Origin of the sequence: Mycobacterium sp. E1747 (assembly GCF_001667775.1) — a bacterium.
GTDB lineage: Bacteria > Actinomycetota > Actinomycetes > Mycobacteriales > Mycobacteriaceae > Mycobacterium.
Genome location: NZ_LZJI01000089.1, coordinates 1 through 19,318 on the forward strand (window position 1 = coordinate 1; position 19,318 = coordinate 19,318).

At 65.7% G+C, this 19,318-nt stretch carries 21 protein-coding genes and 1 tRNA gene; 12 read left to right on the forward strand and 10 right to left on the reverse strand.

Annotated elements, in window-relative coordinates:
• Positions 1-222: 222 nt before the first annotated feature.
• The 6 genes from A5695_RS09340 to A5695_RS09365 form a co-directional block, all read right to left on the reverse strand.
• Complete coding sequence (locus tag A5695_RS09340) at positions 223-1,044, reverse strand: L,D-transpeptidase (RefSeq protein ID WP_068080255.1); 822 nt, start codon at positions 1,042-1,044, stop codon at positions 223-225.
• A 214-nt stretch (positions 1,045-1,258) separates the two neighbouring features.
• Positions 1,259-1,513 carry a hypothetical protein gene (locus A5695_RS09345; RefSeq protein WP_068080257.1) on the reverse strand — a complete coding sequence of 85 codons (255 nt, stop codon included), beginning with the start codon at positions 1,511-1,513 and terminating at the stop codon, positions 1,259-1,261.
• Between the two features lie 89 nt (positions 1,514-1,602).
• Positions 1,603-3,432 carry an Hsp70 family protein gene (locus tag A5695_RS09350; protein WP_068080259.1) on the reverse strand — a complete coding sequence of 610 codons (1,830 nt, stop codon included), beginning with the start codon at positions 3,430-3,432 and terminating at the stop codon, positions 1,603-1,605.
• Between the two features lie 114 nt (positions 3,433-3,546).
• The gene (locus A5695_RS09355; RefSeq protein WP_068080261.1) at positions 3,547-5,046 is read right to left on the reverse strand and encodes a dynamin-like GTPase family protein; all 1,500 of its coding nucleotides are present in this window, start codon (positions 5,044-5,046) and stop codon (positions 3,547-3,549) included.
• Complete coding sequence (locus tag A5695_RS09360) at positions 5,043-6,875, reverse strand: dynamin family protein (protein WP_068080263.1); 1,833 nt, start codon at positions 6,873-6,875, stop codon at positions 5,043-5,045. Before A5695_RS09360 ends, A5695_RS09355 begins: the two co-directional genes overlap by 4 nt.
• A 100-nt stretch (positions 6,876-6,975) precedes the next feature.
• Positions 6,976-7,476, reverse strand: coding sequence for a hypothetical protein (locus A5695_RS09365; RefSeq protein ID WP_068080265.1), 501 nt, complete (start codon positions 7,474-7,476; stop codon positions 6,976-6,978).
• 81 nt (positions 7,477-7,557) lie between these two features.
• Between A5695_RS09365 and A5695_RS09370 the strand changes: the two genes are divergently transcribed.
• From A5695_RS09370 to A5695_RS09375, 3 genes are read left to right on the forward strand one after another with little or no spacing between them, the layout of a single operon-like run.
• On the forward strand, positions 7,558-7,743 hold the full coding sequence (locus A5695_RS09370; protein ID WP_156749545.1) for a hypothetical protein: 186 nt from the start codon (positions 7,558-7,560) through the stop codon (positions 7,741-7,743).
• 15 nt (positions 7,744-7,758) lie between these two features.
• Positions 7,759-8,319, forward strand: coding sequence for a hypothetical protein (locus tag A5695_RS28985; protein WP_197515424.1), 561 nt, complete (start codon positions 7,759-7,761; stop codon positions 8,317-8,319).
• Positions 8,313-8,597 carry an HAD-IA family hydrolase gene (locus A5695_RS09375; protein WP_231974776.1) on the forward strand — a complete coding sequence of 95 codons (285 nt, stop codon included), beginning with the start codon at positions 8,313-8,315 and terminating at the stop codon, positions 8,595-8,597. The genes A5695_RS28985 and A5695_RS09375 overlap by 7 nt, the downstream gene beginning before the upstream one ends.
• A 254-nt stretch (positions 8,598-8,851) precedes the next feature.
• On the opposite strand, the gene A5695_RS28380 is transcribed toward A5695_RS09375, so the two are convergent.
• Positions 8,852-9,034, reverse strand: coding sequence for a hypothetical protein (locus A5695_RS28380; protein WP_156749546.1), 183 nt, complete (start codon positions 9,032-9,034; stop codon positions 8,852-8,854).
• 117 nt (positions 9,035-9,151) lie between these two features.
• Positions 9,152-9,225, reverse strand: a tRNA-Gly gene (locus A5695_RS09380).
• A gap of 273 nt (positions 9,226-9,498) precedes the next feature.
• On the opposite strand from A5695_RS09380, the gene A5695_RS27425 reads away from it, so the two are divergent.
• Positions 9,499-10,335 (forward strand): FRG domain-containing protein, encoded by an 837-nt coding sequence (locus tag A5695_RS27425; RefSeq protein WP_082945956.1) that lies wholly within the window; start codon positions 9,499-9,501, stop codon positions 10,333-10,335.
• Between the two features lie 82 nt (positions 10,336-10,417).
• Here the strand turns inward: A5695_RS27425 and A5695_RS09385 are convergent, their stop codons facing one another.
• The gene (locus A5695_RS09385; protein WP_082945957.1) at positions 10,418-10,966 is read right to left on the reverse strand and encodes a site-specific integrase; all 549 of its coding nucleotides are present in this window, start codon (positions 10,964-10,966) and stop codon (positions 10,418-10,420) included.
• Between the two features lie 30 nt (positions 10,967-10,996).
• Positions 10,997-12,124, reverse strand: coding sequence for a hypothetical protein (locus A5695_RS09390; RefSeq protein ID WP_068080269.1), 1,128 nt, complete (start codon positions 12,122-12,124; stop codon positions 10,997-10,999).
• Between the two features lie 24 nt (positions 12,125-12,148).
• Between A5695_RS09390 and A5695_RS28385 the strand changes: the two genes are divergently transcribed.
• From A5695_RS28385 to A5695_RS30110, 8 genes are all read left to right on the forward strand, one after another.
• Positions 12,149-12,352 (forward strand): hypothetical protein, encoded by a 204-nt coding sequence (locus A5695_RS28385; RefSeq protein WP_156749547.1) that lies wholly within the window; start codon positions 12,149-12,151, stop codon positions 12,350-12,352.
• Positions 12,353-12,725: 373 nt separating this feature from the next.
• Positions 12,726-13,316: a hypothetical protein gene (locus tag A5695_RS09395; protein WP_156749548.1), complete on the forward strand. Its 591-nt coding sequence runs from the start codon at positions 12,726-12,728 to the stop codon at positions 13,314-13,316.
• The gene (locus tag A5695_RS09400; protein WP_068080274.1) at positions 13,313-13,831 is read left to right on the forward strand and encodes a hypothetical protein; all 519 of its coding nucleotides are present in this window, start codon (positions 13,313-13,315) and stop codon (positions 13,829-13,831) included. The genes A5695_RS09395 and A5695_RS09400 overlap by 4 nt, the downstream gene beginning before the upstream one ends.
• 6 nt (positions 13,832-13,837) lie before the next feature.
• Entirely contained in the window at positions 13,838-14,374 is a 537-nt protein-coding gene (locus A5695_RS09405; RefSeq protein ID WP_156749549.1) for a hypothetical protein, read from the forward strand.
• A gap of 449 nt (positions 14,375-14,823) precedes the next feature.
• Positions 14,824-15,480, forward strand: coding sequence for a hypothetical protein (locus tag A5695_RS09410; RefSeq protein ID WP_197515422.1), 657 nt, complete (start codon positions 14,824-14,826; stop codon positions 15,478-15,480).
• A 240-nt stretch (positions 15,481-15,720) separates the two neighbouring features.
• The gene (locus A5695_RS09415; protein WP_197515423.1) at positions 15,721-16,791 is read left to right on the forward strand and encodes an IS110 family transposase; all 1,071 of its coding nucleotides are present in this window, start codon (positions 15,721-15,723) and stop codon (positions 16,789-16,791) included.
• A 14-nt stretch (positions 16,792-16,805) separates the two neighbouring features.
• Positions 16,806-17,378, forward strand: coding sequence for a dCTP deaminase (dcd, locus tag A5695_RS09420; protein WP_068080277.1), 573 nt, complete (start codon positions 16,806-16,808; stop codon positions 17,376-17,378).
• A gap of 130 nt (positions 17,379-17,508) precedes the next feature.
• Positions 17,509-19,318: hypothetical protein (locus A5695_RS30110; RefSeq protein ID WP_304442340.1), on the forward strand; the 1,810-nt coding region annotated here is incomplete at its 3' end.

The window sequence follows — 19,318 nt, forward strand, 5'->3', positions numbered from 1 at the left end:
CGCAGCCCGGTCAGCCGGTGTCACCGGGCCCTGGCGCGCACTGAGTCCCATCCATCGACGGGAACGGACCCGCTGGTTTCGACCAGCGGGTCCGTTCGTTTGTGGGTGCCCACCCGGCGAGCCCCCCACCCGCCGAGCGTGAAGTTAGGTGCACAGCCATGCCGAGCGTGAAGCTAACTTCACGCTCGGCATGGGGTCAAAGCGGTTGAGCGCGAGGCGCACTCAGGACGGCGGCCGCTCCCACAGGTCTTGCTTGACGATCACCGGGTCACCGACATTGACCGTGTTGTAGTACCACTCGGCGTCTTCGGGGCTGAGGCTGATGCAGCCGTGGCTGACGTTCTCTAGTCCCAGCGACGGGACAGCCCACGGGGCGGAGTGCACGAAGAGGCCCCGGTTAGTGATCCGGACGGCGTAGTCGACGTTGAGCATGTAGCCGTTGGGGTCATCGACGGGGATGCCGACGCTGCTCGAATCCATCAGCACCGAGCGGTCTTTGGCCAAGACGGTGTAGTTGCCGACCGGCGTCGGGTACTCCGGCCTGCCCATCGACGCGGGCAACATGCCCTCTTCGCCGAAGTGCGGTCGGTGGTGCGGAGTGGGCGGTGGGGCCACGTCGACTCCGTCGACGCTCACCTTGAAAGTGTGGTCGGTGATGTTGGCGACGCCGATGACCTTGGGGCCGGTCTTGAATTCCGTGTCCCGGCCATCCACCGCAAGCGCCACCGTGCTGTGCGCCGGCCAATAGTGGTCCGGAACCCACTGCACGACCTTGTTGTCCAGCCACTCAAACCTGCCGGTCATCGCCGGTGTCGACGTGACTCCGAGGGCGCGCTCGGCGGCGTGCCGGTTCGCGACCGGCGCGTTGAACGTCACGACGACGGGGTGGGCCACGCCCACCGTGGCGTCGCGCGCCGGCAGGACCGACGCGATCGCGAATTCATGCGGCTGGCTGGCCACCGCCATGCTGGTGCCAGCCGGCCCCGCAACCACGCTTACAGCGATCCCACCCACCGCAAGAACACACCGAACGACCGCTCGCATGGCCCCGATTCCTTCTAACTGACATAGTTGTAATAAGGAGGATCGTAAATCGCCGATGACCAGCGGAAGCGCAAGGGCGCGTTAGCATTTGGCCACGCCTCGGTCACGATTCGGCCACGGGGGTTTAAGCTGGCAATGCGGCCCTGCGCTGGGGCTTCAGCTGCGCGGGGGGCGGCTCAGCGAAGGTGACCTTTACCTCGGGTGACGCCCGGATTCAGCTACGCGACCCCAGGCTGTCGCCCTGGTCCTCGTCTTCCTCGTCGTCCCAGTAAGCCCACTCGGGAAGTGGTGTGTTCGGCATCGCGCCATGAACGGACGCCTCGTGACCGGGCTGGATGCCACGGCCCCTCCAGCCTGGCGTCAGCCTGTTGGCCCGTGAGCGCCGCACTCCGCGGACGATCAGCGCGACGCCGCCGCCGACGATGAAGGCGACCACCGCGACCTTGAGAATGAGCAACAGCAGGGCCATTTGTCGTCGAGTTTTGCACAGACATGTTGTCGCCCAAGCGCTTTTCGCAGGCAGCGGCGGCCTGCGTCTCGCCAAGGGCGCGACCCGAGCTACGGAATCGGCGGGATGGTCGGGATCCCAGGGATCCGTGGTATGCGCGGAATCGGTGGTACCTGAACCGATGTCGGCGGATTGTCCGTAGACGGTGGTGGTGGCGGCGGTGCCGGTGACGACGTTGTCGCGGTGGACGCGGTGGTGGTCGGCGGCGGTTCGGTCGTCGTCTGCGGCGGTTCGGTGGTGGTCGGCGCAGGCGGGGACGTGGTCGTCGTTGGCTGAGTGCTTGCCGGCGCCGGCGGAGGAGGTTCGGTGCGGGTGCGGACGGGGGCCTGCTGCACCGGGGCCGGGTTCGTCTGCTCCGGGGAAGGCGGCGGTGATGGTTGCGGCGTGGTGGCGACGCCGGGAGTCGGCGTGGCCGGTGTGCCGGTGGAGCCGTGGCCCAAAGCCAGCATGATCACCGCGCTGAGAGCCAGCACCGCCGCCGCCCCGCCGAGAACCAGCACCAGTGGCCGTCGATACCAGGCCGTGTCGGCGGGGCGGGTCTCGTCGGGAAGGGGTTGTTCCTCGAACCGTAGCTCGGGCCGGGCGTAACCGGTCTCGTCGCCGAACTGAACCGGCGGCGCGGCGGATGAAGCCAGCGCGTCATCACCCGCCTGGCTCGGGGATGGGTTGGCAGCCAGGGCCAACAGCCCCGATTCTTCGTCGGCCTCCGACCATGCCAATGCGGGCATGGCAGCGGACAGTGGCGCAACGTCCTGCAGGGTCGGCTCCGCCAATGGCGGTGGCGCCGCGACGCGGGCCGCCGCGGCCAATTTCGTTGCGCTGTCGTCGGCCGGCCCCCGGGCCGCGCGCAGCGCCGGCGCGGTGGCGGCCGCCAGCTGGGGCCGCGGTGACGTGATGACCGGCACGCGACACTGCTCGGACAGCCGCGCGGTGACCTCCGGGATCGCCGCGCCGCCGCCCACCGAGGCGATGGCAACCAGGTCGGTCGGGCGGATCCCGTTGCGCGCCAAGGTGTCTTGTAGAACCTGGACGAATTGATCCAGCGGCTGATTGATCGCCTCGTTGAGTTCGGTCCGGGTGAGCCGGATATCCCCGCGGAAGCCCGGCAGGTCGGCGGGCAGCGTGGTCGCGGTGCTGGCGGAGAGGCGCTGCTTGGCTGCCCGGCATTCGGCGCGCAGCCGGGTCAGCGATCCGATCGCCGACGTGGCCGAGACGTCGATGGAACCCGCGGACGACAAATCGGCCACGATGTGGGCAAGCAGGGCTTGATCGATCAGTTCCCCGGAGAAATCGGTGTGGCGCACGGTGGCGCCGATGGGCTGGTAGCCGTTGGTGGCATCGGCAAGGGTGATGCTGGTTCCGCTGGCGCCGAAGTCGCACACCGCGACAACCCCGCGGATGGGCAGACCCGGGTTGGTCTGCAGGGCGGTCAGCGCGCCTGCGGCATCCGAGATCAGCGACAGGGATTCCGAACCGCCCGACCATTCAGGCACCCGGGTCAGTGCCGTGCGCAACGCGTCCACCGCGGCGGGGCGCCAGTGCGCGGGATAGGCCACGGCCGTCGCCTCCGGCAGCGGGTGCCCGCCGGTCGCGGCGTAGGCGATGGCGCGCAACGCGTCGGCGAGCAACGCCTCGCCGCGATGCGTGGAGCCGTCGGCGGCCACGATCGCGACCGGGTCTCCCACCCGGTCGACGAAATCGCTGACCACCAAACTGGGCTCGTCTAGATGGGGGTTCTCGGAGGGAACGCCAACCTCCGGCGGCCGATGTGGGTACAGCGTCAGCACCGAGGTGCGTGTGACTGCCCGATCGGCCGTTATGGCTGCCAGGCTGGCGGTCCCGGCCGACAGTCCCAGCGCCCGTCTTGCTTCCGTTGACATATCGTCCAATTCAGGTGTCCGCCGGCGTGCGTATGCGCGGCCACGACAATGTATCGGCAGCCAACCTATAGCAGGCCGGCGCTATCACCCGATTCACACGTCTGTGCCGGCGCATCAATGCGGCCGGACGCTGCCATCGCGCGCGGCGAAAGCCGCCACCATCGCTTCGGCGCTGCGCACGGCCGCGCGGCACGCCCTGGTGGTGAACGGATCGTTGAGCGGGTGCTCGGCGCGGCGGCGCCATCGTTGGGCCGCGGCGAACGCGGCACGCGGCGCGTCAAGGTGCGCCTCGGGGGCCAGCCCCAGCCGGCTGGCCGCGTCGGTTCCCGAACCGCCGATGATGCGCCGCAGGGACGCGAGCTCTTCGTCGTGGAACGCCGTCGAGCGCGAATGCAGTTGGCTAAGCAGGCGCAGTTCCTCGAAGGCGTGGGTGTCGGCCAGCAACGGGTCGATGTCGGCGAGGATGCGCGGCGTGGCCGCGATTGGGTTCGCCTCGACGAACCGACGCAACGACACCAGCGCGGTGTGTGCCTTGAGCATGTCGGAGCGCTGCGCGAATTGCTGATCGATGACGCTGCGCAATGCGACCAGGCCGCTGCGTTCCAGCAGCGCGTCGGCGAGCCCCGCCGCGTCGGTGACACCGGCTTTGAGCACGGCGATCGAGATCCGGATGCCGAACATGCCGAACCGCTCGAGCAGCCGGCCACGGGTCCCGGCGTCCACCGGCAACGGGCTGTCGGGACGGGCGAAGCGGTCCGCGCTGAGCATGGCCTTGTGCAGCTCGGCGGCGTCGATCGCGGCGAGCTTTTGCAGCGCGACGAACTCCGATTGGCGCAACGTGCGAGCGGTCAGCGCCAGCAGCCCCGACACCGGCACCACCGCCTGGCAGACGCCCGTCTGGGTGAGCTCGCGAGTGAACCGCTTGGCCACGTCTTCGGCCGAGAGCATGGCGTCGAGCCGACCGGCGCCGATCTCGTCTGCCCGCGACGCCACACCGATGATGCCCAGGGCTCCGGTCGCCCCGCCGACGAGGTCACCGATCTGTTTGAGCAGCGCGATGTCAGCGGCGTTGAGGGTGCGCAGCAAGAACACCACCGCATCCACCCGGGGCATCCCGTCCTCGGGCACCAGCAGCCGGTGGGTGCGCGCGGAGACGTCACGCGCCAGCGACGAGGTCCCCGGCGTGTCGATGATCGTGGTGCCGATGAGCTCGTCGGCGGGCCATTGAACGTCGAGGTCGACCACGTCGTCAGGGTTCAGCCTGCTCAGGTCGAAGCCGAGTCCGCCGTCGCGCATAATCGGCACATCAGAACGGCGCCCCCCACGATGGTTGGCGGTGACTTTCGGTGTCGGGCCGTGCCGAAACCAGGTGACGATCCGGGTGGCCTCGGTGGCGTTCGTGGGCGCGACGGTTTCTCCGACCAGCGCGTTGACCAGCGTGGACTTGCCGGCCTTCAGGGTGCCGGCCAGTGCGATGCGCATCGGTTCGTTGAGCCGGGCGGCGACGCGGTGCAATTCGTGGGAGACGTCGGGCCGCTCCCGGTACGCCGGCTCCGCCTGGTAGGCGCGAATGGTTCCGCCCAGGATGGCGCGGACCTGCTCGCTGGTGCTCACACCCGTGTCACCTCGGGCGCGAGCTTGTCGACGTTGTCGGTGACCTGGGTCAGGATGTTCAACTGCCGCTCCAACTCGCGGATTCGGTTGTCGCGCTCGGTTTCCTCCAACCGCGCGGCGGCGATGGTGGCCTGCAGCGACTCGTTGAGCGAGCGGGTGGCCTGGTTGGCGACGTCGCGGTAGTGGTCCCGCAGCTGGCGTTGGATCGTCTTGAGCCGATCGCGCGACTCCTTGCCGACCACGAAGGACACGTCGTCGACGAAACGCCGGAGGTTGGTTTTGGCCTCGTTGCGGGCCCGCAGCAGGCGGTTCTCCCTGTCTTCCTTGTAGGCCATGCGGCCCATCACCAACCCGGCCCCGACCGACAGCGGGTTGAACAGCCCTAGCCCGGCGACCGAGGACAGCATGCCGACCATCACCATGCCGCCGTAGGAGCCGCGCATGCCCGTCACCACTTTGTGGCCTTTGCCCATCGGTTTGGATTCCAGCCGGGCCAGGGAGTTGAGTTGCCCGAAGTCCGCGCCCATGGCGTGCGCGCTGAGCTCGGGCATGGCGACCGAACCCAGCCCCGCCTCGACGAAGACGCGGGCCACTTCCTGGGCGAGGGTTTTCGCGCGCTGGTAGGCCCAGACGAAATTGTCGCCGACGGCGGTGGCGACGGCGTTCTCCACGTCCATCCCGATCTCGGCCCAGTGCCGGGTGGGGTCGCACGAGTCGATCACACGCTCGGCGTGCTCGGTGATGGCCCGGAAGCGTGCCCGCAAATCGTGGTCCACGTCGCCGGTCAGGTCGGTGATTCCGTCGTTGAGCAGCTGTTGCCACAACGCCGTCTGCTGCAGCGCGTCCTCGGCCTCGCGTTTGCGTTGCTCGAGGTCTTCGGTGAGCCGCCCACCGGTGTCGGCGTCGCCGAGGGCGGCCAGCTCGGAGCGCACTGTAAGTGTCAAATGCTCTGCCGCCGAGCGGATTTCATCAAGAACCTGGTCTCGGAGCTGCTCGTTGCGGCGGGTCAGCACGTCCTCGCTGAGAAACTTGACGATCGCCGGGAAGTTGGACTCGTCGTTGAGTTCCTTGTCGTTGAGGGTGATGGCGTGGCTGCGCAACAGCGACGACACCGGAAGCACCGGCATCGGTACCCGGGCGCGCTGCAGGTGTCCGATGTTGGCGTTGACGATCTCACGCCAATGCGGATAGAGGTCGGTCTTGGTGGCCAGCAGCACCCCGACCGGACAGATTTGATGGGCCTGCTGCACGAACCGCATTTCCGGCTCGGTCAATTCCTGGCTGGTGTCGCTGATCATGAGGATCGCGTCGGCATCCGGTAACAATCCCAGCGTCGCCGACAGGTGCGGCTGACCGTGACCGCCCACACCGGGTGTGTCGATGAAGGTGAGTCCGCCTTGCAGCATTGGGCTGGGCGCACCGACCTCCACCCGCAGCACGTCGCGGCCGGCGGCCTGCGGAGCCTGGCGCAGGTCGGTCTGCAGCTCGGCGACCGGGACGTCAGCGGTTGCTGGTTCGCCATTGGGGCCTGCCAGGACGATTCGCGCCGACGGCGGGTCGCCGTAGGCGACGACGGTGATCAGCACCGTGGCCTCGTCGTCACCGACGCGCGCGACGGGCATGTTGAGCAGCGAGTTGAGCAGCTGGCTTTTGCCCTGTTTGAGTTGGCCGGCGATCACCACCCGGATGTGGGGGTCGGTGATGCGTTCGCGGGCCCACTCGAGCCGCTGACGGAGGTCGCCGCGTCCGTTGAGGTCGGCGATCGTGCTGGTGTGATCGATCAGTTCGACGATCACGTTGACCCGGCGCGGGTCATCAGGCTGAGTCACCGGGCCGCCCTACTCTCTGCGTTGAATTCCGAAACACCGTATGCCCGCCGCCCGGCGGGAACCCCGTACGGTCCCCACCGGTTCGCGGCAATGCCTCCGATCAGAACCCGGTGTGCGGGTCCATCGGGTGGTGCATCATCGGGTCGCTTTGGACCGGCGTGTGCGATGGCGCCGGGTCGTAGCTGTTGTGGTCGAACACCGAATGACTCGAGGCATCGGCGGCCGACTGGCCCGACGCGTCGAACGCGGCGTGGCCGGACGGGTCGGCGGCCGCCGACGTGCCCTGCAGGGCCGAGTGCGCTCCCACCGATGCTGCGCTATGGCCGGCGGCCGCCCCGCCCGGATCCGTGTGCACGGGGGCGCTGGGACTCTGAATGACAGAGGAGCCGCCGCCCGCGGCCGCCGCGTGGCCACCGGCCGTGACGGCAGGGCCGCTGTCGTGTATGACGCCGCTTTGGCCTGCGGAGACGTGGCTGGCGCCGCCGCCGCTGACGTTGGTGCCGCCACCCAGCGCAGCGCCCTCGTGGCTGAGAATGTTGCCCTGCGCGTTAGTGCCGGCGCCAACCGCTGCGCCGCCACTGGCACCGACCTGAGTTGCCATACCGGTTTCGGCGGAGGGAGCCGTCGGCTGAGCGCCGCCGTGGCCACCCAGTGCGGCGCCCTCGCTACTGAGGATGCCGCCGTGCGCGCCGCCTTGGCCGCCTGCGGCGATTCCGCCTTGGCCGCCGGTCAGCTGGGTCCCGGTCAGCTGGCTGCCGCCGAGCGCTGCGCTTTCGTTGCCCAGGAAGCTGGCGTGACCACCGGCGTTGGCTGCGAGCGCTGCGTTTCCGGCGGCGCTGGCTTGAGCGCCCAGGCCGACATTGCCTAATGAGCTGGCTTCCGCTTGAGCCCCGGCCGCACCGCCGACGGTGGTAGCGCCGCTGGCACCGCCAAGAGCGGAGCCGCCACCCGAGCCGAACGCGCCACCGCTGGTGCCGAGGGTTGCGCCTCCGGCGGCGCCGGCCTGGCCGCCGACGCCGACGCCACCCGACGAGCCGCCGAGTTGAGCTCCGCCGCCGGCCTGACCGCCGTAGCCGCCGCTCGCCTGGACGCCGGCCTGACCGCCGTAGCCGCCACTCGCCTGACCGCCGTAGCCGCCGCCAACGCGGCCGCCGAAGCCACTGCCAGCCTCACCCTCGGCGCTTGCCTGACCGCCAGCTCCGGCCTGACCGCGACCTCCGGCCTGGCCGCCTGCTCCAACCTGGCCGCCCGCTCCAACCTGGCCGCCCGCTCCAACCTGGCCGCCAAAGCCACCGCCGATTTGCCCACCTGCTTCACCGCGACTACCGCCAGCGATATGGCCGGCGGCTTCACCTTGCCATCCGGCGTCGCCACCGGCGCCGAAGCCTCCGCCGGTTTGGCCGCCAATGCCGCCAAGCGCGGCTCCCAACTCCGAAGTTGCTGATCGGCGCCGAGGATGTATCGAACGGCAAGCCAAACCCCGAGAGTTACCTCAAAGCGGCCGCCGCGTTGGGCGTCGAGGCGCAGGAGTGTCTGGTGGTCGAGGATGCGCCCGCGGGCGTCGGTGCCGGCCGAGCCGCAGGGGCGCAAGTGCTCGCCGTCACGACCACTCACCGCGCCGCCGAATTGGTGGACGCCGACGTCGTCGTATCCGATCTATCCTGCGTCAGTGTCGAGGTCACCGATGGTGGTCTCGAATTGCTGATCACCGAAAGCGTTTGACAACGTGCCAATTACCGATGCGAGATGATCACTGCGCTCGAGTCACCCCAGCTGGCTAATGTGCCGCCAGTCATCAGCGCTTTCACGTCGTGTTACCCGTCGATGCACCCAGTAACGCCGGATCCCAATTGTCTAGGTCGCCGCAGGAGTGCTGCAACAGCCGCAATGGGCATGCGGATACATTGCCGAACTGTCGATAGCTGTACGATATTCCGTTGTCGCCCAAAGCTGTTGAGGTGGAGACGTCCGGACAGCTAGTCACCATTTTTCTGCCATTCTTCTTCGAAGGTGCGATTGGACGATGGGTTCAGTTCGCGAAGCGGTGTCAAGCTGTCGGCCGCCTCCACGATGAGGTCCGTCAACTCCACCGACATCGACAGCAGCGGCATGTGGCCGGTCGGCAGGCGGCGGACCCTCGCTCTTAAGGCGGCGCTCACAAGGCCGTATTCCGGCCAGCAGTGCAGGCTATCGACGACCGCAGGGCTGTCGTCGCAGTTGGAGTTCCACAGCGTCCGCGTTTGTCCGACTACTGGCGTGTTATGGCCTGCTCAACGTGGAGCCGATGACGGGAATCGAACCCGCGTATTCAGCTTGGGAAGCTGATGTTCTGCCATTGAACTACATCGGCGAGGTGGTCTTGACCTGCGTAAACGCTGTTCAGCGGGCTTGGTCTCGGACCTCAGTGTCACATGATGTCACAACTCGATCCAAACTCGCTCCTGCGTCTTGCAGGGCAGCAAACCGTGAGTAAGCATACAGCCGCGTGGTGACGCCGGGCGTCCTCCCATCCGTCCGGACCGGTTCAGCGCGATCCGAGCACGATGGCAGTTCATTGTGAAAGTGCTCTGAAAATGATTGCGAAAAGGCTCCGAAAATCGGCTTCTAGCGGTACCACTACGGCATGGCTAAAAAGACTGCGGACGACGTCACGACCGTGGACAGCATCTCGGCGTTCGTCGATGCGACATTCGATTTTTCGAATAAGGACAACATCCTCTTCCGAGGGCAGAGGTGCAGTAGCTGGGACTTTAAGCCGACGCTGGCGCGGATAAGCAGACGCGACCGAACATCCACGCTGAAGCAGATTGAGAAGTCTCTGATGGATGCGTTCCACAGGCAGTACCTACCTTTTCTGAGTCGAGATGTGAAAGACGAATGGGATGTATTGGCTCTGGCCCGGCATCACGGCCTGGCTACGAGACTGCTCGATTGGTCTACGAACCCATTGGTTGCGCTCTGGTTCGCGGTTCGTGGACCCGCAGAAGCCGAACCCGGTGCGGTGTTCATGTTCGCGCCGGAAGAAAAAGATTTCTTACCTAAGGAAAACCGAGATAGCTCTCCGTATGAAGTCACGCAAACACGCTTCTTCCAGCCGACCAACTTGAACCCACGAATCGTGGCCCAGTCTGGTTGGCACTCCGTCACTGCTTGGAATGAACTTGACGAGTTCAGCGCGCTGGACCAACTTCCGCAATACAAAGACAGAATCAAGCGAGTACACATACCCGCACAGTGCTTCCCCGTGATACGAGCACGTCTCGACCGACTGGCCGTCAACGAGGCCTCCCTATTCCCAAGCCTCGATGGTCTTTGCACACATCTGAACTGGCTCAACACCAGACTGTCGGATGAACAACAAGACCTTCTGCTGGACGGAGCCCAAGTGATACCCGCCCCCGGTTCGACAGCCCCGACCAATAAAGCATCAGCGCTCCTAAAGGCCCGACCGCGCACGTAGCAAGAATGCGCAGTAGACGGCGACCTCGCGTGGCGATGCCTGGCTAGGCTATAGGTTTCGGGCTCGGCCTGGAAGTTCAGCGTCACATCGCGACACAACTCGATCCGGCATCCTGCAAAGCAGCAAACTGGCTGTGCGCATACAGGCGCATAGTCAGGCTGGTGTCCTTGTGCCCGATCCACGCCGCGATCACCGCCACCGGCACGTTCGACAGGTGCATCAGGGTCGCGCAGGTGTGCCGGGCGGCGTGCAGCTTGATATGCCGCAGCCCTGCCGTGTCGACGGCCTCACGCCAGTACCGAGACAGCACGCCGGGGCTGTAGGGTCGTCCGGCCTCGTTGCATACGACGTATTCCCACGGCCCGCCCGCGCCGCCCAACGCCAGCCGCTTCGCCGCCTGGCGCTTGCGTGCCGCTTTGAGCACCGACACCGGGCGGGCGGGCAGCGGCAGCGTCCGGCGCGACGTCTCCGACTTGGGATCGTTCTCCACCGTCTTGCTCCCCGCCGCCACGCGGTTGTTCGCTACGGTCAGCGTCTTGGCGTCCAGGTCGACATCGGCCCACCGCAATCCGGCGATCTCGCCACGCCGAAAAGTAACGGCCGTGGCGGTGCTTGTTTCGCGGTACGGCATCGACGGTCCGCGCTGGTCGCCATGACCCGATCACGTCCGCGATGCGTTGTGTTGGTCGCCGGATGAGCCCCTCCGCTGCTTATTGGTCCAGTCCGCCAGCGCCTCGTCCAGGGCGGGGCCGACGCTCCCATGAACGTCGCGAGCGACCTTCTCGAATTCCCGCAGTATTGGAATGTTGGCGGAACCCCTGACCGGAGCGCGGCCGGTTTCGACGCGAGATGGCCTGCGCCGCAATTCGTCGGAAGGGAATTCTGTGAGAAGCTGGAGGTAGTTCGCCGGAGTAGGGATCATCAAATCGCCCGTGCTAAACCAGTTTAACGTCTCGCAATGAGCCGAGTTGCTGCATATACCTCGGTTGTGAACGTAGTCGTGGCGCAGCTTGCCGAGGTCGCCGAAGTAGTTAATCTGAAAGTCGTACTTCTCGCAACGGTGGGCTGTCGCGAGTTGGACGCGGTAATGCTCTTCCCAGTCGGTGTAGAAATCGACAATCACCTGCGCTGCAAATTGTTTCATGCCGGGCGGCTGTGATAACTCGGCTGCGTCGTCACGTACCGGGTCGATAATGGCCTTGATCGCCGCCAGGCTGAGCGTGGTGGGCGAGGGGTGATCGACCATCTCCTTCGACGCGACATCATAGAACCGCAGCGGCAAAGTGATGGGGGCCGCGAAACTCGCGTATCGCCTGGCGATTTCAGTTGCAATGACCGTCCATGATCCGATCACTGCGGTGCCAGAGAGCAGCACAGATGTCTTGAGAGATAGCAACATCTCATGGATGATCTCATCGACAGTCGGCTGCCCGAACTGCTGTGATTCCATCGCCTGCCTGGCCGCCCGGACTGTGTCAATGTACTGATCCCATTGCGGCAGAAGCGGTTTGAAGGGAGTGAATTTCATAGCTGTGTCCCTCACCGGCTCCAGAACTGCCGTGAGTGCGGGATCTGTCGGTGGATCAACGGACCATAAGTCGTGAACCAGGCTGGTGAGGGAACCCTGAACCATCCCGTAGATGGGCGTTGCATTGACATCGCGCCAGTTGGCGCTGGCCGGCGGCCTGCCCAACTGTGCACGTATCTCGTGGCCTCGCGGCAGGCCGTCCAGCTTCTCGATGTCCAGCAGCACGCTTCGCCACCGCTGGATCGCCTCTGGTGTTGCCACGGGAATCAGCGTAGCGCCGCGTGCGTGACCGAAACTACGAACGCCGGGATCGTGGACGGTGCGGCCAGTCGACCGGAATATCTTCGGCTGAACGTCACCGCCTTATGCCCGTCGCAGCCCTGGGGCCACCCACAGATCGACTGTGCTCGTGTTGCCGAGCACGCCCGCGGCAAGGCGGCAGCCCTCAAGCAGCACAGTTGTCGCCTCGTCTACGCGTTCGCGCTCTGACCGCGCCCTCGGGAGCCAAATCCGCGCAGGGTCTAGAGCCCAGGGGATCGGGGGTAGTGGACACGTGATAGCACGGCGCTCGGCATAATACCTCCCTTTGGAGGGTTTGTGGAATGATGAATGGCATGGTGGTAAGCGGGGGCACGCGATGGTAGGCAGGGGTAGCGTCCACTATGAACGACCGCCGGTTCGCAGGACCACCTTCACCGTCTACGTCAAGCCACTGCAGTACGACATCGGTTTGATAACCAGACTCTGCGAGGCTTGGTCAGATGACTACCCTGGAATCAAACAGACTCCGCCGACACCGCGACCCCAAGGCGTTCCTGAGACCGACCCTTTCGAAGGAACTATCACATGGCCGATGCCGAGAGTGGAGCTGGTCAACAGCTCGCTGTCGCAGACGATCGCCTTCCAATTCGATCACGTGTCTTTGACGTGGCGTTTTGACGCGGATGCGACCAACGATCAGTACCCGCGCTATGAAGTTCTAGCGGAGGAACTGATCACAAAGTTCGGCGACTTCGTCCGGATCGTAGATGACGTCTCTGGTACCACGGTTGAGGTCGAAGGATGTCAGTGTTACTACACAAACGACTTGGAAGGCATTGGGGCCGAGCGCTGGCTCACCGGTTACCTAACAGGTTGGGCCAGTACAGAAGCGGCGCAAAGCAAGCAACTCGCCGACGACCCAGCTTACATCGGTTTTCATGCCCATTGGGTTGACCAAAAGAATGGTGTGAAGCGGACCGTGGGGATACACGTCGACGAAGGGGAGAAGCAGCGCGGCGAACTCGACATCAAGTCTGTTGCCGCACATGCTGATCCGCCGTCATCGCGGAAAGACGATGATCCGGGCGCAGTAGCGCGCGCTCTGTTGGACGCCGCTCACGAACTTGAAAACCAGACCTTCGAGGGCAGCTTCAGTGACGAAATGAAGGCGAAGTGGGGAGCTCAGTCATGACAGTCCTTAATGACCCTTGGACGAAAATGCCTCCCTCGCAAAAGGCGAAGTTCGTCAAGGCCAAGATGCACTTCTACTTCCAAGAAGAAGGCGGCTGGATGATCCACCACCCCCATTCGATGGGGCGGCGACCATCCAGGGGACACGTAGTCGACGATGCCCAGACGCGAGGGCATTCGGCGATCAGCGCGTTGCTCGCCGACCACTACATCGATCACGTAATGGCCTCTCGCGGTAGACAACTCATTGAAGTGCTGTTTAAAACAAGCACTGTAGATGCTTCGATTGCGCCTGAAGATGGCGGTTTGATTTTCTACTGGGCGGCGCTCGAAATGGCAATTACGATCCAGGTATTTCCCTCCTCCGGATACTGGTGGTCGGTCAGAAACATTGCTGGAACATCCTATTCGGGTGCTGGCTCTGATCTTCCGCTGCACGATCTCCGGTATAGCCTGAATCAGTTCTCGAAGGAAGTTGAGCTACAAAACCCGAACTGGCGCAGCATCGTCCGTTGATTGATAGTGATCAAGTCCGGCGCCTTTGGTGACTACGATGACACTTCGTTCACCGATGCAGAGCTTCTCTACCGGCGTGTGCCTGATAAGCCATCCTTTCTGACGCAGCGCGATCCGATCACAGGGAAGCGACGCCCTCAGCCCGCAGCGTTCAGCATCAGGCAAGAGCCCGACGGCCTGTCGATAGTCATTCATGGACTGGTTCGCGCGCTGAGACTGAAGACTAAGCACCTGTGCAACTGGGAAACTCATGGCGTAGCGCGGTTTGCAGCTGGGCACGTCAGACCGAAACTCGGGGTCATCGCGGCCGCCGACCCGAACAGCCCCCACCTTGGTCAAGCCCACGGGCTGATTCGCGGACCTGAAGGCATCCCGCCTGCGTCCGTTTGGAACCCGATCCGCGATGAGATTCTCGCCCACGTCGAATTCTTCGAAAGCGATCCCGACCCTGCAACCGATACGCATTCAGCGTTGGACGTCGCCTCGGGCGCCATCGGTATGTGTTGGAAGTTGCTTGGTTGGCTGCGTAGGTGTATCGGCTAGTGGCGGCACGCGGGAGGCGGGTCGTGAGAGATCACCCCTGCAGTAGGTCTCCTGAAGAGTCATTCCGGCGGCAGATCAGCAAACGAATACCAGCGAATCTCGATGTCACGACGATGTCACAACTGGGTACGACCAATGCGGACTGCTGTGGACTTGCATGAATGGCATTCCGCAGGTCACAGACCTTCACAATCTGCTGCGGACCCGCCCGGACGGCCCAAATCAGCTTGGGAAGTTGATGTTCTGCCATTGAACTACATCGGCGGTGTCGGTAACGAAGGCTAGCATCCGCGGGCGGATCCGTCGGGCGCACAGGGCCCGCCCGCGGCGGTCCGGCCGACCAAGCTCACCACCGGTGTTCAAATGCAGATCCCAGCAAATGGGCCGCTCACCCGCAAATTCCGGAAGCGATGTTTATTCTTTCGTGATCATGTCGTAATGTGCCTGGGGTGGGTCGGCACAGCTTAGCCAAGAAGCGGCGTAAATCGCCGCTGCTCCTGGCAGGAGCCCTGGCCCCGGCTGCGATCTTCTTCGCGGCGGCTGGCGATGACGGCCCTTTCGTGTCCCGCCCCGTCGCGCAACCCGTTATTGGCGACACTTCACCGTGCTGCTTAGAAATCGTGCCGGCAAAACCGGTGGGGGTTGTGCTGGCGTCGGGCGTGTCCCGCGGCGAGGGCATGGAGGCGCCCCTCGCGGCGTCCAGGTACCACACGCGTTCCCGGTTCCTGCCGGCCGGACTCGCGCCCGAACAGGGCCTCCAGATCAGAACGATCCAGGTCTCGCGCAGCATCAGCGCCAAATTCCCGCAGATCCACGAAATCGGTGGGGTGCGGCCCGACCCGCTGCCCTGGCATCCGCTCGGTTTGGCGCTCGACGTGATGATCCCCAACCCGCAGAGCGCCGAAGGCATTGCCCTGGGCAACGAGATCGTCGCGTACGTGATGAGTAACGCGAAACGCTTCGGAATCCAGGACGCGATCTGGCGCGGCGTCTACTACACGCCGGGCGGCGCGCAACCGAGCCGGATGGGGCACTACGACCACGTCCACGTCACCACCACCGGCGGGGGCTACCCCAACGGTGGGGAGATGTATCTCGCCGACTGACCGCGCCACGCCGAGCAGCCGATAGGCTCGTCTCAGTGTCAGGGTGAGGTTGCCGCTTGTTGCGGTGGTTGGATCCTGATCATCTGGTGTCTGGCTCTTAGGCTCGTTGCCGCCTTTTGGTTGGCAGTCACGCGTTGTGTCGGCATCAGGTGTGAAGGACCGGCCGGCGTGACTTGATAGGAGCGTGGCGTCGCCCCCGACTGAGATGTGTCCGCCGACCGGCCCAACCGTCACCTCACAGTGAAGGAGGCAACCTCCATGGTTGTTGTTGGCGCCGATGTCCACAAGCGCACGCACACGTTCGTTGCGGTGGATGAGGTGGGCCGCAAAGTTGGTGAGAAGGTCGTGGCGGCCACGACGGTGGGTCATCGCCAGGCGGTTCGATGGGCTCGCACTCAGTTTGGGGTCGAGCTGGTGTGGGCGGTCGAGGACTGTCGACACTTGTCAGCGCGACTCGAGCGGGATCTGTTATCGGCCGATCAGAAGGTGGTGCGGGTTCCGCCGAAGTTGATGGCTCAGACCCGGGCTTCGGCGCGTACCCGGGGCAAGTCTGATCCGATCGACGCGTTGGCCGTCGCGCGAGCTTACCTGCGCGAACCGGATCTTCCGGTGGCTTCCCACGACGAGGTGTCGCGGGAGTTGAAGCTGTTGGTGGATCGGCGTGAAGACCTTGTGGGGCAACGTACGTCGACGATCAATCGGTTGTTGTGGAGAGTGCACGAACTTGATCCGGGCCGGGCGCCGAAACCGGCGTCGTTGGATCTGACCAAACACCGCAGGACGCTCGGTGACTGGTTGGCCACCCAGCCCGGTCTAGTTGCCGAACTGGCCCGCGAGGAATTGGCCGACATCACCCGCCTCACCGAGGCCATCAATGCGTTGGCTAAACGGATCAGTGAGCGTGTCCGCGCGATCGCTCCGGCACTGCTGGCCATGCCCGGCTGCGCCGAGCTCACCGCGGCCAAGATCATCGGCGAAACCGCCGGAGTCACGCGCTTCAAAAGCGAAGCTGCATTCGCCCGTCACAGCGGTGTGGCCCCCATCCCGGTGTGGTCAGGAAACACCGCCGGGCGGGTCCGGATGACACGCAGTGGCAACCGTCAACTCAACGCCGCCCTACACCGCATCGCTGTCACTCAGATCCGCCTCGACGGCCTCGGCCAGGCCTACTACCACCACCGCCTCAACACTGGGGACTCCGGCAGCGAAGCCCTGCGCTGCCTCAAACGCCGACTCGCCCGAGTGGTTTTCCACCACCTCCACACCGACCAACAAAACCGAATTCTGCCTTGCCAAACGGCAGCGGCTTGACATAGGAGAAACGCGTGCTGCTCTCCGATCGTGACCTCAGGGCCGAAATCACCGCCGGCCGGTTGGGCATCGACCCCTACGACGATGCGCTGGTGCAGCCGTCTAGCATCGACGTCCGCCTGGACTGCATGTTCCGCGTCTTCAACAACACCCGGTACACCCACATCGACCCCGCGAAGCAACAGGACGAGCTGACGACGCTGGTCGAACCGGCGGACGGCGAACCGTTCGTGTTGCATCCGGGGGAGTTCGTGCTCGGCTCCACGCTGGAACTGTTCACCCTGCCCGAGGACCTCGCCGGCCGGCTGGAAGGCAAGTCGTCGCTGGGCCGGCTGGGGCTGCTGACGCATTCGACCGCCGGTTTCATCGATCCCGGCTTCAGCGGTCACATCACGCTGGAACTGTCCAACGTCGCCAACCTGCCGATCACGCTCTGGCCGGGCATGAAGATCGGTCAGCTGTGCATCCTGCGGTTGACCAGCCCGGCCGAACACCCTTACGGCAGTTCGCAAGTTGGGTCGAAGTACCAGGGCCAGCGGGGACCTACGCCGTCGAGGTCCTATCAAAACTTCATAAGGTCTACATAGGTTCTGGGAGCCTCCCTCGGCCCCGTTCTGCGCGATACTTAGTTAGCCATGGTTCTTTCCTCCGCCTAGCCGTGGCTCGTCTCGCAATACCTTTGGAGGGGTTGTCTTGGATATCGTGCTTGGGGTGTCGATGGCACCGGCATCGATCCAAATGGTCGTCCTGGAAGGCGAATACGCCGACGGCGCCACCGTGGAAGAGGACGTGTTCGACGTCTCCGCCGCCGACGAAGCGGCCACCGCGAGCGCGTCCGACCAGGTGCTCGCCGCGATCCTGGGCACCCGGGAGGGCGCGGCCGACGCTGGGCTCGAGGTGTCGTCCATCGGTGTCACGTGGACCGACCAGCTCGAGGCGGCGGCGTTGCGCGACGCGCTGGCCGCTTACCGCGTCGAGAACGTCATGTTGGTGTCCGCCTTTCTGGCGGCCACGGCGCTGGCCCAAAACGTGGGCGGCGCAATGGGTTACGAGCGAACCGCAGTGATGTTCGTGGAGCCCGACACCGCGACGCTCGCGGTCGTCGAGACCTCTGACGGTTCCATCCCCGACGTCTACAAGCAACCGATTTACGCCGAATCGTACGACCAGGCCGCCGCCCAGCTCGGCGGCATGATCGCCGGGCTGGAGAAACTGGAGGCCGCCCCGGACGGCGTGCTGGTAGTCGGCTCGGGCGTCGACATCGCCCCGCTGAAGCCTGCGCTGCAGACGGCAACCTCCCTCGAGGTGAGCGTGCCGGAGGAGCCGGAGACGGCGCTGGCCCGCGGCGCCGCGCTGGCCTCAGCCAACGCGCCGCTGTTCGCCTCGTCGACCGCCGCCCTGGCCTACGCGCAAGACCCCGGCACCGGTGCCGTCGACCAGTACTCGCTGCCCGAATACCTCTACGTGCCGTTCGAGCCCGAGGCGGTCGACGACGACCTGGCCTACAGCGCGGTACCGGACGAGGACGCCGACTCGCCGACCGTGCTCATCGAGAAGCTCTTCATGCCGGAAGGAAGCGAACCGCGGCGCAGGCCGGCGCTGCTGATCGGGAGCGCGTTGGCGGTCGCCGGCATCAGCGCGGTGTTGGCGCTCGAGATCGCCCTGGCGGTCGGCATCCGCACCACCGGAACCATCGCTTTGCAACCCACCCCGGGGCAGCACCTCATCGTGCCGACGCAGGAGGCACCGGCGCCCGTCGAGGCCTCGGCCCCGGCGGCGAAGCTCAACGTGCCCGAGCCGGTGGCGGCGCCCAAGCCAATGACTCCGCAGTTCGCCGCGCCGCTACCGGCGGCGCCTCCGCCGCCTGCGGCCCTCCCTCCCATTCCCGCGGCCCCGGCTCCGGCGGCTCCGCTGGTGCCGGTTCCGGTCGTGGTCCCGCCGATCGCACCGGTGATCTTGCCCCCAGTCCGCGTGCCCGTCCCCAACCCGGTGCTGACCCCGCCGGTGATTCAGGGTCCGCCGCACGTGTCGCCCCCGTCCGTGCTGCCCCAACCTCCGGTGCACGTGCCGGAACCGCCGCAGACCGGTGGTACGGGCCCGCAGTGGCCCCCGCACCAGACTCCGCCCGGGCAAGGCTCGTCCCCTCCCCCCAGCAGCGGCACGGGTGGTTCCGGTGGTGGGCATGTGCCGCCTCCGGGTAGCGGTACGGGTGGCTCGGGTGGTGGGCATGTGCCGCCTCCCGGTACCGGCCCAGGTGGCTTGGGTGGAGGACATGCCTCGCCCCCGGGCGACGGCGGCCTCGGCGGCGGGCACCTCCCGACCCCCGGTTCCGGCGGCGGTGCGCCCGGCGGTCCCGGTGGGCTGTTCGGCGGCGGACCCCTGGGTGGCGGTCATGGCGGGGGGCCGGTCGGCGGGGTCCCCGGCGGCGGCGGCGGTGCGCCGAGCGGTCCGGGTGGGCTGTTTGGTGGCGGACCCTTGGGTGGCGGTCATGGCGGGGGGCCGGTCGGCGGACACATCTCAGTCGGGG